Source organism: Rhodanobacter soli (genome assembly GCF_040548735.1).
Taxonomy (GTDB): Bacteria; Pseudomonadota; Gammaproteobacteria; order Xanthomonadales; family Rhodanobacteraceae; genus Rhodanobacter; species Rhodanobacter soli_A.
In genome coordinates this window covers 545,755-563,579 of the sequence record NZ_JBEPSD010000001.1, presented here as the reverse complement: position 1 = coordinate 563,579, position 17,825 = coordinate 545,755, and the positions used below count along the sequence as shown (strand labels likewise).

9 protein-coding genes and 1 tRNA gene are annotated in these 17,825 nt (G+C 66.1%); 4 read left to right on the top strand and 6 right to left on the bottom strand.

The genetic code is table 11. From position 1 onward, the window contains the following. Positions 1 to 32: 32 nt before the first annotated feature. From recD to recC, 3 genes are read right to left on the bottom strand one after another with little or no spacing between them, the layout of a single operon-like run. The gene (recD, locus tag ABIE04_RS02595) at positions 33 to 1,913 is read right to left on the bottom strand and encodes an exodeoxyribonuclease V subunit alpha (protein WP_354547020.1); all 1,881 of its coding nucleotides are present in this window, start codon (positions 1,911 to 1,913) and stop codon (positions 33 to 35) included. After that, positions 1,910 to 5,497: a UvrD-helicase domain-containing protein gene (locus ABIE04_RS02590; protein WP_354547019.1), complete on the bottom strand. Its 3,588-nt coding sequence runs from the start codon at positions 5,495 to 5,497 to the stop codon at positions 1,910 to 1,912. The genes recD and ABIE04_RS02590 overlap by 4 nt, the downstream gene beginning before the upstream one ends. Next, positions 5,494 to 8,919: an exodeoxyribonuclease V subunit gamma gene (recC, locus tag ABIE04_RS02585; RefSeq protein WP_354547018.1), complete on the bottom strand. Its 3,426-nt coding sequence runs from the start codon at positions 8,917 to 8,919 to the stop codon at positions 5,494 to 5,496. Before recC ends, ABIE04_RS02590 begins: the two co-directional genes overlap by 4 nt. Before the next feature lie 177 nt (positions 8,920 to 9,096). Here recC and ABIE04_RS02580 point away from each other — a divergent pair, with 177 nt between their 5' ends. The 3 genes from ABIE04_RS02580 to ABIE04_RS02570 all read left to right on the top strand — a co-directional run bounded on the left by ABIE04_RS02580 (position 9,097) and on the right by ABIE04_RS02570 (position 11,432). Next, entirely contained in the window at positions 9,097 to 9,516 is a 420-nt protein-coding gene (locus tag ABIE04_RS02580; RefSeq protein ID WP_354547017.1) for a YciI family protein, read from the top strand. Positions 9,517 to 9,565: 49 nt separating this feature from the next. Continuing rightward, complete coding sequence (locus tag ABIE04_RS02575; RefSeq protein WP_354547016.1) at positions 9,566 to 10,018, top strand: YciI family protein; 453 nt, start codon at positions 9,566 to 9,568, stop codon at positions 10,016 to 10,018. Between the two features lie 133 nt (positions 10,019 to 10,151). Further along, positions 10,152 to 11,432, top strand: coding sequence for an RNA polymerase sigma factor (locus tag ABIE04_RS02570; RefSeq protein WP_354547015.1), 1,281 nt, complete (start codon positions 10,152 to 10,154; stop codon positions 11,430 to 11,432). 508 nt (positions 11,433 to 11,940) lie between these two features. Here the strand turns inward: ABIE04_RS02570 and ABIE04_RS02565 are convergent. Both ABIE04_RS02565 and ABIE04_RS02560 read right to left on the bottom strand, forming a co-directional pair. Next, entirely contained in the window at positions 11,941 to 13,386 is a 1,446-nt protein-coding gene (locus ABIE04_RS02565; RefSeq protein WP_354547014.1) for a hypothetical protein, read from the bottom strand. Between the two features lie 1,070 nt (positions 13,387 to 14,456). Continuing rightward, a tRNA-Val gene (locus tag ABIE04_RS02560) sits at positions 14,457 to 14,531 on the bottom strand. A 125-nt stretch (positions 14,532 to 14,656) separates the two neighbouring features. Here ABIE04_RS02560 and ABIE04_RS02555 point away from each other — a divergent pair. Beyond that, a complete protein-coding gene (locus ABIE04_RS02555; protein WP_354547013.1) occupies positions 14,657 to 14,998 on the top strand; it encodes a lipid-A-disaccharide synthase N-terminal domain-containing protein in 342 nt (113 codons plus the stop codon). 22 nt (positions 14,999 to 15,020) lie between these two features. Here the strand turns inward: ABIE04_RS02555 and metH are convergent, their stop codons facing one another. After that, positions 15,021 to 17,825: a methionine synthase gene (gene metH, locus ABIE04_RS02550; protein ID WP_354547012.1), complete on the bottom strand. Its 2,805-nt coding sequence runs from the start codon at positions 17,823 to 17,825 to the stop codon at positions 15,021 to 15,023.

The following is a 17,825-nucleotide window of genomic DNA, read 5'->3' as shown; positions in this document are numbered from 1 at the left end:
GGATACCCGTGAATGCCGCGGCTTTGCGGCGTTTATGGTGACCGTAGCCGTTCGCGCAGACCGCCCTGGCGGCGGATCGGGCGCGCCAGTGCGGCGCGCAGCGAGTCGTCGGTGGTCCAGATTTCGGCGTGGGTCCGGGCACGCGAGATGGCGGTGTAGACCAGTTCGCGGGTGAGCACGCGGTTGTCCGGGTCGGGCGGCAGCAGCACGGCCACGTCGTGGTATTCCGAGCCCTGGCTGCGGTGGATGGTGATCGCCCAGGCACTTTCGTGGGCGGGCAGGGCGCGTGGCGAGTAGCTGCGCAGGCCGGCATTGCCGTCGCGGTCGCTGAGCTCGAACCACACGCGCAGTCCTTCCGCACCTTCCAGCGCGATGCCGACGTCGCCGTTGAACAGGCCGCGGGCATAGTCGTTGCGGGTGATGATGACGGGGCGGCCGTGGTACCAGGCGCGGCTGCCGTCGATGCCGAAACGGATGGCGAGCCGACGCGCGATCAGGTCGTTGAGACCTTGTGCGCCGAACGGGCCGTCGCGCAGCGCGCACAGGATCTGCAGCTGGCGCAGTCGCTGCAGCGCCTCGCCCGCGTCGGTGGCTGGCGTCAGCAGCGATTGCAGCAGATCGGCGTGGCGTTCGATCCAGCCGTCGACACAGGCGCGCAGGGCATGCGGGTTGGGGCAGTGGCGCAGGTGCAGGTCGCCGTCCGCCCGCTCGCGCAGCAAGGTGTCCAGCCAGGCCGGGTCGGGCGTGTCGCGCAACGCCTCGATGCCGCGCTGCAGACCGCTGCCTGCGCGCCAGGTATGGGTGAGGGTGAGTACCTGCCCGGCCAGCGCGGCGTTGGCCGTGGTGATGGGTGGAGCGTGTTGCAGCAGCGGTGCGAGCAGGCCGGCCAGTGACGGCGGCAATGGGTTCGATGGCGCACTGGCGACGATGTCGGCCAGCACCGAGCCGGCATCGACCGAGGCGAGCTGGCCCGGATCGCCGAGCAGGATCAGCACCGCGTCGGGGCGCAGCGCTTCCAGCAGCTGGCGCATCATGGCCAGATCCACCATCGAGGCCTCGTCGACCACCACGATGTCCTCGGCCAGCGGGTTGCGCGGGCCGCGGCTGAAGCTATTGTCCATCGGCCGGTAGCCGAGCAGGCGATGCAGCGTGCGCGCGTCGGCGTGCGGGATCTGCTGCAGCAGGTTCGACAGGTTGGGTCGGAGCGGGTTCGCGGAACGGGCATTGCCCGCCGGCTGTCGGTCTTCGCCCAACGCCACCTGCAGCTCGGCCTTGCCCTTGGCGATGGCCTGCACCAGGCGCTGCGCGGCCTTGCCGGTGGGTGCGGCCAGCGCGATGGACGGCTGCGCCGGCAGGCCGCAGGCTTGCGCATGCTGCAGCAGCATCAGCAGCATGCGTACGACGGTGGTGGTCTTGCCGGTACCGGGGCCGCCGGTAAGCACGAAGAAGCGCGCACCGGGCACGGCAGCCGCGGCGGCGCGCTGCCAGTCGGTGGGGCCGTGCGGCATGCCGGCGAACAGCGCGTCCAGGTCTTCGGCCAGGGTGGCGGCGGGAATCGGCAGCGTGCGTTGTGCGCTGCGTTGCAGGATCGCGGCGGCGAGCTTCGATTCATGCTGCCAGTTGCGCCACAGGTAGAAGCGATCCTGCGCGTCGAGCACGAACGGGGTGAAGTGCGAGCCATCGCCGACCCATGCGTGCTGGCGCAAGGCCTGCAGCGCATCGGTGTCGAAGTGGGCATCGGCCTGCGGGTCGTCCAGCCACGCGCAGGAATGGCCGTGGCCTTCGGCGTTGCTGGCCGCCCGCGTGGCGGCGGCGAGCAGGGCGGAGCCGCTGCGTCGGAGCACCCATTGCGTCAGGGTCTGGTCGATCGCGCGCTCGTCGGTTTCGGCGACGTGGTCAGGCGGACGGTTCATGCGGCAGCCTCCTGCGTGCCGGCGAAGGCGTCGTCCAGCGCCTCGATCAGCGCCACGGGCCAACGGTGGCGCCATACGCCATGCCCCGGTGCGAGGCCGAGCGCACGCACGAACAGGTACCAGCTTTCGCCGAGCTGGCGTTCGGCCGTATAGCCGTCCATGCGCTGGCGCAGATAGCGGTGCAGGGCCACCGTGTAGAGCAACGCCTGCAGCGGGTAATGATGCTCGGCCATCGCGGCGTCGAGCGAGTTGCCCTGGTAGTCGCGCAGCCGTGCGCCGAGCCAGTTGGTCTTGTAGTCGAGCACGTGGAAGCGGCCATCCCATTCGACGATCAGGTCGGCGAAGCCGGTGAGCATGCCGTTGAGCGTGCCGGCGTCGAGGCTGGCCGGCACGACGTCGGCCCGCCCGTGCGCGGCGCACAGCCGGCGTAGCCGCGCCAGCGGAACCTGATGCACGGGGAACTGGAATTCGAACTCGACGATGCGTTGCTCGGGGGCGATGTCGCACAGGCGCAGGCCGCTGCCGAGGTCGGCCTGGCGCGCGCGGTCGATCATCCGGCCCACCCGTTCCAGCGCTTCGTCCGGCGTCACGTTGTGGGCCTTGATCGCCTGTGCGGCCAGTTGCCGGTGCAACAGCTGGCGCTGCCCGGGCCATACCGGGCCGGGCTGGGCCAGTTCGAACACCTGATGCACGGCGTCGCCGAAACGCGGGCCGCGCAGCGGGTACAGGCTCAGCAGGCGGCCGTCCTCGGCAGACTCATCGACGCCGGCCGCGGGTTCCTCCTGGCCGGCTTCGTCGCTGGCGTCGCGGTCGTCGATCACCACGGCGGCGGCCGCGTACCGGGTCAGGCCGCTGAAGCTGTGCAGCCACTGGTAGGGACGCAGGCGCGGCAGCGGTGCTTGCGTGGCCCGCGGCGAGGCTGTCTCGGCCGGCGGTTGATAGCCGACGAAGACGTCGGCGAACGGCGCGGACAATTGCATGCCGCCGAGCGTTGCGGCCATCGCCTCCAGCGAGGCTTCGCCCTCGGCCAGCGCCAGGCGTTGCTGCGCCTGCCGGATCAGCAGGTCGATCGCTGCCCACTCCCAGGCATGCGCATCGCCAGCCGGCAGCGGGCCGCGGTCGACCCAGTACACGTGCACCGCGTGCACGGCGCGGGTCAGGGCGACGTAGAGCAGGCGCAGGCGTTCCTCCAGTTCCTCGCGGAAGTGCCGGCCGCGATGCTCGATGAAGTCGGCCGAGCCCAGGTCCACACAGCGCCGGCCGCTGGCGTCGTGATAGCGCAACAGCTTCGGCGCGTAGATGCCGCTGCGGCTGCCGATGCGCCATACCAGCGGCAGGAACACGATCGGGAATTCCAGCCCCTTGCTGGCGTGGATGGTGAGCAGCTGCACCCGGCGCGCATCGCTCTCGATGCGCAGCTGGCGTTCGTCGGCGGCTTCGGCATCGCCGTCGGCGCCCTCCTGGCGCATCTCCAGCAACCACGTATAGAGGCCATCCAGACCCTGTCGTGTGCTCTCCTCGGCGGCCAGCAATTCGCCCAGGTGGCGCAGGTCGGTGAGCACGCGCTCGCCTTCGGGCAGCGCGAGCAAGGCGGTGGCGCGAATGGCCAGCAAGGCCTCGATCAGTGCCAGCACGCCGCGACTGCGTACCAGTGCGCGCCACGCCTCGAAACGCTCCAGCTCGCGTTCGAACGCGGCGGGCTGATCCTGCCAGGCGCGGAATTGTTCCAGCGTGGCGCCGAGCAGGCGGGTGGCGAGCGCGCCGCGCACGGCCTGGTCGTCGTCGGGGTGCAGTACGGCGTGCAGGATCAGCTCCAGCTCGCGCGCGACCTCGCCGGCGAAGACGTTGCCGCGGCCGCCGCCCACGCAGGGCACGCCGCGCGCGACCAGTCGCGAGCGCAGCGCCACGATCTGGTTGTTGGTGGACAGCAGCACGGCGATGTCTCCCGGCGTCACCCGCTGGCCGCCGATCCGCTGTCGTGGATCGTTGAGCAGCTCGGCGATGCGGTTGGCGCAGTCGTCCAGCGCCAGCGCTTCGAGTTCGCCGAGCGCCTTCAGCGGGTTGCCTTTCCTGTCGACCGCGTCGCCGCGAAACGGATGGATCACCAGCGGTTGCGCCACGGTTTCATCGTTGACGGCATACGGCTTCTCGTCCGCCTTGCCGGCCGGCGCGACCTGCTGGTAGCGGATCTGCGGCTGGCCGAAGCCGCCTTCGGTGTGGCCGTACCAGGCGTTCAGGGCCTCGACCAGGGCACGGCTGGAACGGTGATTGGTCCCTAGCGAAAAGCGCTGGCCCGCCTGTTCGCTGGCGCGCAGGTAGGCGGCGATGTCGCCGCCGCGGAAACTGTAGATGGCCTGCTTGGGGTCGCCGATCATCACCAGCGTGCCGCGTCCGCGGTAAATCCGCTCGAAGATCGCGAACTGGCGTTGGTCGGTGTCCTGGAACTCGTCGATCAGGGCGACCGGGAACGCGTCGTACAAACGGTCCGCCAGTACCTCGTCGGCCTGTTCGCCGCAGAGCCGCTGGTATACCGCGTCGATCAGCATCGAGAACGTCATGACGTGACGCTGGCGTGCGCGCCGCGGCATCTCTTCGCGGCAGGCTTGCGCCGCTTCGGCCAGCACGGCGCCGCGGGTGAAGGTGGTGCGCAACTGCAGCAGTGGACGCAGCGCCTGCAGGGCCTCGATCAAGGGATGGGCGTTGAGCGTGCCGGCGCTGGCGGGTGCTTCCTGTGCGAGCACCTGGTCGGGGTCGAACGCGTCGTCGAGTGCGGTGGCCAGCTGTTCTTCATCGTCGTCCTGCAGCGCGCGGGCGATCTTGTCGAGCCGGTTCGACAGCGCGCTCTTGCGCGGCGCGTAGAGGGTCCTGTCACCGGCCAGCCGCTGCAGTTCGGTGATGCTGTCCGGCGTGCGCAGCGTGGCCAGCCGGCGTTCGAGCTCGGCCAGGCCACCGGCCTCGATCCGCGCGTCGGCGTTGTTCGCCAGCCCGCCGAGATCGCGCAGCAGGCCTTCGGGACCGTCCTTCAGCAGCAGCTCGGCTTCGCGCGGGTCGACGCCGCCGACGAGATAGCGGCGGCGCCAGAAATCCTCCACGCATTCGCGCATCAGCTGCTGTTCGTCGAACAGCTTGTCGTTGGCGAAGGCGGCGCCGCTTTCCAGCGGGTAGTCGCGCTGGATGCGCTGGCACAGCGCGTGGATGGTCGACACCGGTGCGCGGTCGAGGTCGGTGCGGGCGAGCTGGATCCGGCGCAGCGCGTGGCGGGTGCGGTCTTCGTCGGGGCACAGTGCGGCCAGCCAGCTTTCCAGGGGATCGTCGCTGGCCGCGTCGATGGAGGCGGATGCGAGCAGCCGCTCGGCCTCGACCAGGCGTCGGCGCAGGCGCTCGCGCAACTCCTGCGCGGCGGCATCGGTGAAGGTGGTCACCAGGATCTGCTCCACGCGCAGCTCGCGTTCGAGCAGCAGGCGCAGGTAGATCACGCCGATGTTCCAGGTCTTGCCGGTGCCGGCGCTGGCCTCGATCAGCACGCGCCCGTGCAGCGGCATGGCACGCCAGTCGAGCGGGGGCAGGGCTTCGGCGGCGGTCATGGTTGGATGTCCTGCGCAGCTTTCATCAATGCCGTATGTCCCGGGTCGAGCACATCGCAGACCAGTTCGGTCGCGGCGACGAAGGCACGGTGTGCGGGGCCGGCTTCGTCGAAAAGATCCAGGCCGCGACTCAGCAAGGCTGCGTAGCCGGGCGCGTAATCGCGTTCGCCGCTGTTGAAATCGTCGCCTTCCCAGGCGGCGGCGGCCTTGGCGAGGCGGTCCTGCGGCGCGCTGGCGGCGTAGGCTTGCGCGGTGCGCGGGAAGAACAGCAGCGGTTGTCGTTCGGCGGACAAATAGGCTTCGGCCAGGCAGCGCAGCCCGCGGCGCAGTTGCGCGGCATCCTGCGCCAGCACGGGCGCGAGCAGCCCCGCGCTGCGCGACTTCCGGTTGTTGGACGTGGGCTCCAGGTACTCGCCGTGCACGGCGTCGGCGCGGCTCAGCCGCAGGGCGGCCCAGTCGATGTAGAAGGCGAGGATGTCCCTCAGTCCCGCGGCACGCGAGGGTTGCGCGTCGAACAGCAGGGGGCCGTCGACACCGCGGAATACCCGGTCGACCGCGCCGGTCAGGCGCAGGCCGCCGCCGAGATCCAGGTCGATCGCCTGTGCCTGCGATTGCGCGCTGCCGTCGGCGAATAGCGGTCGCGCGCCCTCGAGCAGTGGATGCAACGCGTCGCGCAACTGCGCGTAGGCCTGCGCGCCGATCGCTCCGCCGGCCAGCATGCCGGAATGTGCCAGCCATGCCGGCGGTTCGACGGGCAGTGCGTCGCGGCCGGCGGTGAGCGCTTCGAACAGCAGCCGGTGATCGACCCGTTCGAGTTTCTCCAGCTTCGTCTCCAGCGGCTCGCGATCCGGCCAGCCGCCGTCGTCCAGCGCCTGCAGGCTGATGCCCTGGCCGCGCAGCAGGGCGTCGCGTGCGGGATCACGCCAGTAGCGCTTGAGTGCGCCGAGGGCGATTTCACCGCGGGTCACGGTTTCCGGTGCAGTTCCTGGCGCATCGAGAAAGGGCGGCATGCCGGTGCTGGTCGCGGCGGCGAGGAACGCCGGATCGTACGAAAACAGTCGCGGATCTTTCAGCGGTTGGCCGTGCGCGTCGCGTTCGTAGTAGCGCGCGTCGAACGGTTGCAGCGGATGGCGGATGCGCCATGGCCGCTCGGCCTTGTCGTCGTCGGCCATGGCGTGCTGTTCGTCGAGGAACTGCAGCAGCTCGGCCAGCGGCGCGGCGGGATTGCGCGGCTTGCCGTCGCGCACGCCTTCGCCGACGTAGCTGATGTGCAGCGCGTCGCGCGCCGACATCAGCGCCTCCAGGAACAGGTAGCGGTCTTCGCTGCGGGTGTCGCGGTCGCCGCGGCGCGGCTGGCTGAGGATCTTGTTGAGGCCGGCGTCGTTGCCGGGGCGCGGGAACTCGCCCTCGTTCATGCCGAGCAGGCAGACCACGCGGAACGGGATCGAGCGTTGCGGCACCAGCCCGCAGAAGGTCACCCCGCCGAGCAGGAAGGCCTGGCGCTCCGGCACCGCGTCGAGCGCACCGCGCAGCGCTTCGCGCACCACGCTCCATGGCAACGCCGCGTGGACGTCGGCCTCGGCGGCCTGGCTGGCGAGGCCGGCGGCGAGCCGGCGCAGTGCGTCGAGCGCGTTCTGCTCGGCGTCGTCGCGCGGGTCGGCGAGAAACAGCGCGTCGATCCGCTCCAGCAACCACTCGCTCCACGCGGCCAGCGGGCGCGCGCTGGCAAAGGCGTGGCGCGCCTGGCGCAGTTCGCCGAGCAGGCGGTCGAACTGGCCCAGCGCCTCCACCGCGCTGCCGACGACGCCCTGCAGCGGCAGGATGTCGTCGAGCAGTTCGCCATCCGCATCCTGACCCACGATCAGCCCGGCGTACATGCGGTCGAAGCCGAACTGCCACGAATTCGTGTCGACCGCTGCCGCGCCGGCCTCGGCCTTCATCGCGGCATCCAGGCCCCACGCCACGCGGGCGCGGCGCAGCCAGCGCTCCAGCGCGTCGCGGCCGCCGGCGTCGATCGCGAAGCGCCGCGCCACCGCCGGCACGTCGAGAAAATCCAGCACTTCGCTGACCGTGAAGCGGCTCTCGGCCAGGTCCAGCACCTGCGCGAACGCGCTCATCAGCGGGTGCGCCCGCGCCAGCCCGACGTCGGCGAGGTGCCAGGGAATGTGCAGCGGATCGCTGCGGTACTGCGCCGGCTCGCCGAACACCGCCGCGAGGTACGGTGCGTAGGCGCCGATGTCCGGCGCCATCACCACGATGTCGCGATGCTGCAGCGTGGGGGCGTCGGCCAGGCAGCGCAGCAAGGCGTTCTTCAGCACTTCCAGTTCGCGCAGGCGCGTGTGGCAGGCGTGCACGCGCAGGCTGGCGTCGTGGCGCAACGCGGGCAGGATGTCGCCCAGGCTGGCACCGTCGGCCTGTTGTTCGCGGATCGGCGCGCCGACCAGTTCCGGCTGCAGGCAGCGGATGCTGGACTGCAGCCGGGCAAGCAGCGCGGTGGCCTCGTCCAGCGGCTCGGCCTCGTCGAGCGGATCACGCTCGTCGATCGCGTCGCACTCGTCCAGGGTGAGACAGAAATCCTGCGCGATGCGACCGAGCGCCACCAGCAGCGGATGGCCGACCTCGTAATACAGCGCTTCGGGATCGTCCGCATGGGCGAGCAGGAAGCGCTGCTTGCGCAGATACACCCAGTGTTCGCGGCAGGGGTCGGGAAAATACAGATGCACCGGCATGTGCAGCGCGGTCGCCTGCAGCGCCGCCAGCACGTCGGGCGGCAGATGGCTGACGCCGAACACATGCAGCGGTGGATCGTTGGCCAGGTCGTTGCCGGCACGCAGCGCGTCGAGCAGGGCGGCGCTGCGCTGCGCGCGGTGCGGGCGCTGGATGGAGGTTCGCAGCCGATGCCACAGCGTTGCCTGCCAGTCGCCGTCGTGGCGGGCCGGATGCTGTTCCCAGTCGAGGATCCAGTCCGGCCGGTAGATCAGGTACTGGGTGTACAAGCCGGCGAGGTGCTCGGCCAGCTGGAAACCGCGCCGCGCGGCATCGTCGCCGGCCAGATAGGCGCGGACTTCCGCTGCGTTCGACGTGGACAGCACTTGCAGCAGGCGCCAGCGCAGCACTTCATGCCGATACGCGCCGCCGATCAGCGCCTCGTCGCCCAGCATGCGGCGCGCGCAGCGCTCGAACCACTGCCACGGCAGGATCATCTCGACGTTGGCGGCGATGCCGTGCCCGCCTTGCGGGCCACGGCGCTGCGCCAGGCGACCGAGCAGCCAGCGCTGCAACCCCGGGTGCGCCACCACCACGGTCTGCGCGGCCAGCGGATTGGCCGGCCGCTGCGCTTCCAGCTGCAGCGCCAGCGCGTCGGCCAGCCGTTCGGTGCGGCTGCCGCGATGGACGATCAGTCCGCCTGGGTTTTCCTTCATCCCTTCCTGCCCTGGTGACGCAATGCGCACAGCATACCGAGCCGCGGCTCATCGTTTGCGATTGTGGTTTCAGCTGCCTGCAGGCGGCCATGTCGATTTGCCGGTTCGCCGTTCGTCGTCCGGATAGAGCTGGGGTTTGCATGCCTGGCTCCCGGCTCATTCGAAGGAGACACGACGATGCGATTCATGGTGATAGTGAAGGCGACCCCGGACTCCGAAGCGGGCGTGATGCCCAGCAAACAGCTGCTGACCGAGATGGGCAAGTTCAACGAGGAACTGGTGAAGGCCGGCGTCATGCTGGCGGGCGAGGGCCTGCATCCCAGTTCGAAGGGCGTGCGGGTGAGGTTCTCCGGCAACCGGCGCACGGTGATCGACGGGCCGTTCGCGGAGACCAAGGAGCTGATCGCCGGCTTCTGGCTGTGGCAGGTGCAGTCGCTGGAGGAGGCGGTCGAGTGGCTCAAGCGCGCGCCGTTCGACGGCGACACCGAGATCGAGGTGCGCCAGGTGTTCGAGGCGGACGATTTCGGCGCCGAGTTCACGCCCGAGTTGCGCGAGCAGGAGGAACGGCTGCGCGCGCAGGTCGCCGCCAAGTCATGAGCCGGGCCCCGCACCGGCTTCCACGCGAATGCGGGAAGGAACAGCAACCATGCGCTTCATGATGTTGATGATCCCCGGCAACGGCGAGAGCGTGGCGCCGGGGAACCTGCCGGACGTCGACGGCGTGATCGCGATGATGAAGTACAACCAGGCGCTGTGGCAGGCCGGCGTGCTGCTTGCGCTGGACGGGTTGCACCCGCCGTCGATGGGCGCGCGCGTGTCCTTTGCCGATGGCCGGCCCATGGTCGCCGAGGGTCCGTTTGCCGGGGCGAAGGACGTGCCCAGCGGCTACTGGATGATCGATGTCGCGTCGCGGGACGAGGCCATCGCCTGGGCGTCGCGTTGTCCGGCGTCGGCCGGCGAAGCCATCGAGGTGCGCCAGGTGCAGGAGTTCACCGACTTTCCCGTCGATGTGCAGCAGGCGTTGACCGGGCATGCCGACATGCAGGTGCAGGATGCGCAGCAGGACGGTCCGCGGCGCCGCTTCATCGCCACTTCCTGACGGGGACAACATGTCAAGTTCATCGTCATCATTGAAACCGGCCCGGCGAGCCTGAAGGCGGCGGCCGAAAACCAGGCGCGAATAGTGCTTACGGCCTTGCGCCGGCGGGGTGGGAATGGTGTGATCGGTCACCATGAGCGTGACCGATACCCATCGCACCATCGACGCCGTCTGGCGGATCGAATCAGCCCGGCTGATCGCCGGCCTCGCCCGCATGCTGCGCGACGTCGGCCTGGCCGAGGAACTGGCGCAGGACGCGCTGGTGGTGGCGCTGGAGCAGTGGCCGAATACCGGCGTGCCGGACAATCCCGGCGCCTGGCTGATGACCACCGCGAAGCACCGCGCAATCGACCGGCTGCGCCGCAGCAAGCTGCTCGAACGCAAGCACCTCGAATTGATGCACGAGCTGGAGGCGGAACAGGAGCAGCAGGTGTCGGTGGTCGAAGCTGCGCTCGACGATCACATCGGCGACGACCTGCTGCGGCTGATGTTCACCGCCTGCCATCCGGTGCTGCCGATCGACGCGCGGGTGGCGTTGACCCTGCGCCTGCTCGGCGGCCTGACCACCGGCGAGATCGCGCGGGCCTTCCTGGTGCCGGAGCCGACGATCGCCCAGCGCATCGTGCGCGCCAAACGCAGCCTGACGAAAGCCCAGGTGCCGTTCGAGGTGCCGCGGGGCGAGGAGCTGGCTGCAAGACTGTCGTCGGTGCTCGGCGTGATCTACCTGATCTTCAACGAGGGCTACTCGGCCACCGCCGGCGACGACTGGATGCGGCCGGCCTTGTGCGAGGAAGCGCTGCGCCTGGGCCGCGTGCTGGCCGGACTGGTGCCGCAGGAAGCGGAGGTGCTCGGGCTGGTGGCCTTGATGGAGATCCAGGCCTCGCGCACGCGCGCGCGCACCGGTCCCGGCGGTGAACCGGTGCTGCTGCTGGAACAGAACCGCGCGCACTGGGATCGCCTGCTGATCGGCCGTGGCCTCGCTGCGCTCGAGCGCGCCGAGAAGCTGGGCGGCACACTGGGGCCGTATGCCTTGCAGGCCGCGATCGCCGCCTGTCATGCGCGGGCGCTGACCGCCGAGGCGACCGACTGGCCGCGCATCGCGGCGCTGTATGCCACGCTGGCCCAACTGGCGCCGTCGCCGGTGATCGAGCTGAACCGCGCGGTGGCCCTGTCGATGGCGTTCGGCCCCGCGGCCGGCCTCGAACTGGTCGACACGCTGCTCGACGAACCCGCATTGGCGAACTACCACCTGCTGCCGACCGTGCGCGGCGACCTGCTGGCCAGGCTCGACCGTCTCGACGAGGCCCGCACGGAATTCGAACGCGCCGCCACGCTGACCCAGAACCTGCGCGAGCGCGAGTTGCTGCTGGAGCGCGCCCGTACCTGCGCCGCCACGGCGCGCGACAAGTCGTGACAGGAAGTCCAAACGAAAGGCCACCCGTCGGGTGGCCTTTCGTTGAATCTGTTGATGAACGTACAAGGATCGAACGTGTGGCACCTGCCGTGTGAAGTGCCCGTTGCTACACGCTCCTTCAAAGATGTGCTGGACTCCATTCATGGCCAACCGCCCACAGTTGGGGGATTGGACTCCAAGCCACGGTGCTACTCAAAACCGAGGGGACGTCGGTCATTACCGTTGACGACGAGGAAGTGTTTGAGGTCGTTGCGTTGAGCGACATCAGCATTGTCGAAGACTGTGAGGATTCGCTCGCTCGGATGACATTCCACGCCAAGCTCGCGCCACGCAGACCCAACCCCAGGGGGTGATAATGTTCGCTCCCTTTGGTGGCGAACAACGCGCGCCACGTCTTTTTCGCAGATTGGAGGATTGGCGTAGCACGATGTTTCCAACGTGGGCGTCATCGCCGAGCGAACCAGTCACGAGCACCGAGTGAATGCAGGTGCACGTGGCCTATTAGGGCTTACGAAATGAGCGCTTTGAATTGCTTGTAGAGGATATTTTCTCCATCCCCCTGATTCACCGCTCCACGTTGCCCAATTAGTTCCTGAAGATCGGAATCCTCCAGTACTAGAATATATCCGCGTCGATCGTTAGTTGTGTCCTTGCATCGCTTCAAGAGGAGTTCCTTATTCTGGATGGAGCGAACGACGAGGATGCCTACCTGACCGCGTGATGGTGAAAACCGTCCTGCAAGTTGATCTACCTCTGGATTGCCAACCTCTTTGCCGTAATTCTTACACTCAACAAATATATGTGAGGCTGGATAGTGCATCGAAACCCAGTTAAAAAATCCGACCTTCGCGTCATTGACGTAGGTAATGTCAATGCGCTTTCTCCCGTCATGAATTTTGTCCTGCTTTACAGGAAATGCCAGGGATGGATAAAGGAGAGCGGACAGGAGCTTTTCTATGGCGTTTTCATAGGCTGCGGCACCGTCACGTCCAACCTTTATCTGCATCACGTTGTCTAGAAGGCCCGAGAAGTCTGGAGGTGCGACGTTCTCCAATTTGGCTAGTGCAATGTGGTCAAGGGGGTAAGATGGCGTAGCTTTTTTTGTCTCTCTGTAATTTGTCAGTGCTCCAGGATGGTCGCTTGTCAACCTGGCTGACGCTAGCTTGTCCACACCATAAAGGTTGTATAGGCTAGTTTTGTAGACTTTCTTCACGCCTTTGTTTTTCTTGCCCTTAAGTACATGGACCAGAGACGAATTTATATCTTTATGATGCTGCTGCAAAACGGGCATGAGGAAATGGCGATAGTATTCATCAGCCCCATAGGTTTGCTTGACGCGAGCAATGATTTTTGGAATTAGAATTACGGGGCCGTGCCTTGTCATTGGCAATTCAATAAGACCGTTCTCCCATTTTTCGTCCCGAGGATTCCAAATTGGGCCTGAGTTCACACCCTTCGTTAGTGGTATGCCATAGTAATTACACGCCTGCTGCGTATATTCAATGAGCGGGCCGCGAATAATATTGCATACAGCGTCCGACAACATATCCGGACCAAGTCCATCCACAAACAGAATCGTGTCTTCAAGGTCTTGCAGCAAACCGGTTGTCGCGGCCTTGCTCTTTATAAGGGAAGTCCATATTTTCTCAGCCGATACTGGGCCTAGTGCATGCCCTTGTGACTTTCCTTTTGAGAATCCTAGGTGAAACTCGTTGCGCTCGCTTAAGCTTGCCAATAGCTCTTTCGCTCTAACATGCTGGCCATTTCTAATCGCTTCCAGCACAGTGTCAAAGTAGCTTTGGAGTAATGACACACAGTGATGCCCCCACTCGGTTTTCAACGCTCTGACGGCACCCGGGTCAACAAATACTGCGATGTCTTTGTCAATGTGAACGTCTAGAAAATCGAGCGTAGCCTGATTACGTCCCAACTTGAAATACTTTGATACGAGCATCCCTTTCTCTCCCCTGTGTTTGATGCAGCTTACTCTTCCTATCGTGAGTCTCAACCTATGAGACTGGAAGCGATGACGCTATGGCATCATCAACTCCAGCGCAAGTTCATGCCTAAATACCGCACCATTGCATGCGACCATTGCGGTCACTTGTTGCTCAAGCGCCATTCCGAGTGTGAGGCTTGTGGTTGCATGACACGACGGGGAAAGCGTCTTTTTGTCGCAAAGGCGATTCAGATTTGTATTTTTCTGGCCGCCTCGGCGTGGGCATTCTTGACGATACAAGGACTGGGGCCGCACTAGGGTGTTGAAGGCTACGACCCATGGACTTCCATGACTATCCCACCTCTCAGTGCGCGCACTGCTTCAGCTATGCAAAGAATGTCTTGCAACTTTGTGACGCTTTCTTCAAGTGCGCCGAGAAAAGCTCGAATTGTTGCTATGTGATGTCGTCGCTACTGGCTATAGCACGCGCATCCTGAGCTTCTGCATGACGCTCTTTTCGCTGAAGGTAAAGCGGAACGCCGATAGCGATTATCAGAGCCAAAATTGATCCGATGGTTCGCACCCACGCGGCATGTGTTTGGCTCTGTGCGGCCACAATGGCCGGACCGACGTTCATTGACTTTCCCCTTAGATCAGACGTGATGGTGAGAGCTATGGCTACAACTGGCAAGGCGCTGCTGTCTTCAGGCGCAAGCGACCATGGACGGACCACCGTACCGATGCCTGGGGTGGCGCGATGCCGTGATCCTGTCCAGCACGCGCCAAGGCGCCGGCATCTTCGGCGCCTTTTTCATGCTTGCCGCGTGGCGTGCTGGCGTCCTTGCGTACCGCCTCTGCAAAAGCGCAACGCAGGCCTTGTGGCCACAGGGGCGGGGTGGGTCTTGGGCGCGGAAGGTGGCGCGCAGCGCGCGTGGGGGCTCGCACGGTGCCTTGCTGCTGCGGCTGTGCGTGTCTGTTCGCACGCTTCCGGGCACGGTCAACGCGCGCGGCAAAATCAATGTCCGTACGGTGGTCCGTACAACAACAAAGGCCACCCGTTGGGTGGCCTAAGTCCTCGAATCTATTGGTGGGCGGTACAAGGATCGAACTTGTGACACCTGCCGTGTGAAGGCAGTGCTCTACCGCTGAGCTAACCGCCCACTGCGAGCGCGCAATTTTAGGGGCAGTCGCCGGGCGGGTCAATGCCTCGGAAGGGTCGGGATGCGGCAAGGGAAGGAGCGCGGGTTGCTAGACTTGCCTCCCCCCACGTCAAAAGCGCACCACCATGGAACTCTTCAGCATTCACCTGGCCAGCATCCTTCGCGCCTTGCAGCAGTTCGAGCTGACGCCCTGGAAGGCCGTCGGCCTGCTCGGTTCGGTGATGTTCACCAGTCGCTGGTTCGTGCAGCTGTACTACACGCGCAAGCTGAAACGGGTGGTGATGCCGCTGGCGTTCTGGTGGCTGTCGGTCTGCGGCAGCGTCCTGTTGCTGGCGTATTTCATCATCGGCAAGAACGATTCGGTGGGCATCATCTCGAACTTCTTCCCCGCATTCGTCTCGGTGTACAACCTGGTCGTGCACCTGCGCCACCGCAAGAACAGCATCACCGGTGACGCCACCGTGTGATGGCGTCACCGGGGATCCAGGGCTATTCCGGCTCGTAATCCAGGTTCGAGGCGAGCCAGCGTTCCGCTTCGGCGAGGGTCCAGCCCTTGCGCCTGGCGTAATCCTCGACCTGGTCCTTGCCGAGCCGCCCGACCACGAAGTACTGGCTGTCCGGGTGCGAGTAGTACCAGCCGGAGACGGCGGCGGCGGGGTACATCGAGAAGCCTTCGGTGAGTTCGATGCCGGTGTTTTTGGTGACGTCCAGCAGCTTGAACAGGGTGGCTTTCTCGGTGTGCTCGGGGCAGGCGGGATAGCCGGGGGCCGGGCGGATGCCGCGGTATTTCTCGGCGATCAGCGCGTCGTTGTCGAGCGCCTCGTCCGGCACGAAGCCCCAGAATTCCTTGCGCATGCGCTCGTGCATGTGTTCGGCGAACGCTTCGGCGAGGCGGTCGGCCAGCGCCTTGAGAATGATCGAGGAGTAGTCGTCGTAGTCGGCCTGGAAGCGGGCCAGGTGTTCCTCGATGCCGAGGCCGGCGGTGACGGCGAAGCCGCCGATCCAGTCGGGCTTGTCGAATTCCTTCGGCGTGATGAAGTCGGCGAGGCAGAGGTTGGGGCGCTCGGGCGGCTTGTCGGCCTGCTGGCGCAGGCTGTGCAGCGTAGCCAGGAGTTTCCCCTCTCCCCTTGGGAGAGGGTGCCCCGAAGGGGTGGGTGAGGGTACGGGCGGAGCTGGATGCCGTGCTTCGGCCGTACCCTCATCCGCCCTTCGGGCACCTTCTCCCGGAGGGAGAAGGGAGGCATGTTCATAGACCTCAACGTCGTCGCCGACATTGGCGGCGGGCCACAGGCCGATCACGGCGCGGGCGGTCAGCCACTTCTCGGCGATGATCTTGTCCATCATCGCCTGCGCATCCTTGAACAGCTCGCTGGCCTGCGGGCCGACCACTTCGTCGGTAAGGATGGCCGGGTAGTGGCCGGCCAGTTCCCAGGCCTGGAAGAACGGGGTCCAGTCGATGTAGCGGCGGATGGTGGAGAGGTCGTAGTCGTCGAACACGGTGACGCCGGGCTGGTTCGGCTGCGGCGGTTCGTAGCTGGCCCAGTCGCAGCGGTAGCGCTGGTCGCGGGCTTTTTCCAGGGACACCAGTTTCTTGCCGGGGCCGCGGTTGCGGTGACGTTCGCGCACGTCGGCGTATTCGAGCCGGATCTTTTCGAGGAACGCTTCGACCAGATCCTTGCTGACCAGCGACTGCGCCACGCCGACCGCGCGCGAGGCGTCCTTCACCCAGACGCACCCCGCCTTGTAGTGCGGCTCGATCTTCAGCGCGGTGTGCGCGCGCGAGGTGGTGGCGCCGCCGATCAGCAGCGGAATGTGGAAATCCTGTCGCTGCATCTCGCGAGCGACCTGGCTCATTTCCTCCAGTGATGGCGTGATCAGGCCGGACAGGCCGATCATGTCGGCCTTCTCGGCGATCGCGGTCTCCAGGATCTTCTGTGCGGGCACCATCACGCCCAGGTCGATCACCTCGAAGTTGTTGCAGCGGAGCACCACCGCGACGATGTTCTTGCCGATGTCGTGCACGTCGCCCTTGACCGTGGCCATCACGATCTTGCCGTTGTTCTTGCCGGTATCGCCGGTGCGCAGCTTTTCCGCCTCGATGTAGGGCAGCAGGTAGGCGACGGCCTTCTTCATCACGCGGGCGGATTTCACCACTTGCGGCAGGAACATCTTGCCGGCGCCGAACAGGTCGCCGACCACGTTCATGCCGTCCATCAGCGGGCCTTCGATCACGTCGAGCGGGCGCGTGGACATCTGGCGCGCCTCTTCGGTGTCCTCGACCACGTACTGGTCGATGCCATGCACCAGCGCATGGCTGAGCCGTTCGCGCACGTCCTTCTCGCGCCAGGCCAGCGTCTCGACCTCGGCCGCACCGCGCTTGCCCTTGTAGTTGTCGGCGATCTCAAGCAGGCGCTCGGTGGCGTCTTCGCGGCGGTTCAGCACCACGTCCTCGACGCGCTCGCGCAGCGGCGGGTCGATGTCGTCCATGATCGTCAGCGCACCGGCGTTGACGATGCCCATGTCCATGCCGGCCCTGATCGCGTGGTACAGGAACACCGAATGGATCGCCTCGCGCACGGTGTTGTTGCCGCGGAACGAGAACGACACGTTGGAGACGCCGCCGGAGATGTGGCAGTCGGGGAAGCGCTTCTTCAGCTCGCGCGTGGCGTTGATGAAATCCACCGCGTAGTTGTTGTGTTCTTCGATGCCGGTGGCGATGGCGAAGATGTTCGGGTCGAAGATGATGTCTTCGGGCAGGAAGTCGAGTTCCTTCGTCAGCAGTTCGTAGGCGCGTGCGCAGATTTCCACCTTGCGCTCGCAGGTGTCGGCCTGGCCCTGTTCGTCGAACGCCATCACCACGGCGGCGGCGCCGTACTGCTGCACCTTGCGCGCGTGTTCGAGGAACTGCGCCTCGCCTTCCTTCATGGAGATCGAGTTGACGATGCCCTTGCCCTGCAGGCAGCGCAGGCCGGCCTCGATCACCGTCCACTTGGACGAGTCGATCATGAAGGGCACGCGGGCGATGTCGGGCTCGGACGAGATCAGGTTGACGAAGCGGGTCATCGCCGCCTCGGAGTCGATCAGGCCCTCGTCCATGTTGATGTCGATCACCTGCGCGCCGTTGGCGACCTGCTGGCGGGCGACTTCGACGGCCTCGTCGTAGCGGTCTTCCTTGATCAGCTTCTTGAACTGCGCCGAGCCGGTGACGTTGGTGCGCTCGCCGACGTTGATGAACAGCAGGTCGGGCGTGATGACCAGCGGTTCGAGGCCGGACAGGCGGGTGTGACGTGCCAT

Excerpts from the sequence above, each read along its gene's own strand:
- recD (WP_354547020.1), bottom strand. The coding sequence starts at position 1,913 with ATGAACCGTCCGCCTGACCACGTCGCCGAAACCGACGAGCGCGCGATC.
- ABIE04_RS02555 (WP_354547013.1), top strand. The coding sequence starts at position 14,657 with ATGGAACTCTTCAGCATTCACCTGGCCAGCATCCTTCGCGCCTTGCAG.
- ABIE04_RS02565 (WP_354547014.1), bottom strand. The coding sequence starts at position 13,386 with ATGCTCGTATCAAAGTATTTCAAGTTGGGACGTAATCAGGCTACGCTC.
- ABIE04_RS02575 (WP_354547016.1), top strand. The coding sequence starts at position 9,566 with ATGCGCTTCATGATGTTGATGATCCCCGGCAACGGCGAGAGCGTGGCG.
- metH (WP_354547012.1), bottom strand. The coding sequence starts at position 17,825 with ATGGCACGTCACACCCGCCTGTCCGGCCTCGAACCGCTGGTCATCACG.
- ABIE04_RS02570 (WP_354547015.1), top strand. The coding sequence starts at position 10,152 with ATGAGCGTGACCGATACCCATCGCACCATCGACGCCGTCTGGCGGATC.
- ABIE04_RS02590 (WP_354547019.1), bottom strand. The coding sequence starts at position 5,497 with ATGACCGCCGCCGAAGCCCTGCCCCCGCTCGACTGGCGTGCCATGCCG.
- recC (WP_354547018.1), bottom strand. The coding sequence starts at position 8,919 with ATGAAGGAAAACCCAGGCGGACTGATCGTCCATCGCGGCAGCCGCACC.
- ABIE04_RS02580 (WP_354547017.1), top strand. The coding sequence starts at position 9,097 with ATGCGATTCATGGTGATAGTGAAGGCGACCCCGGACTCCGAAGCGGGC.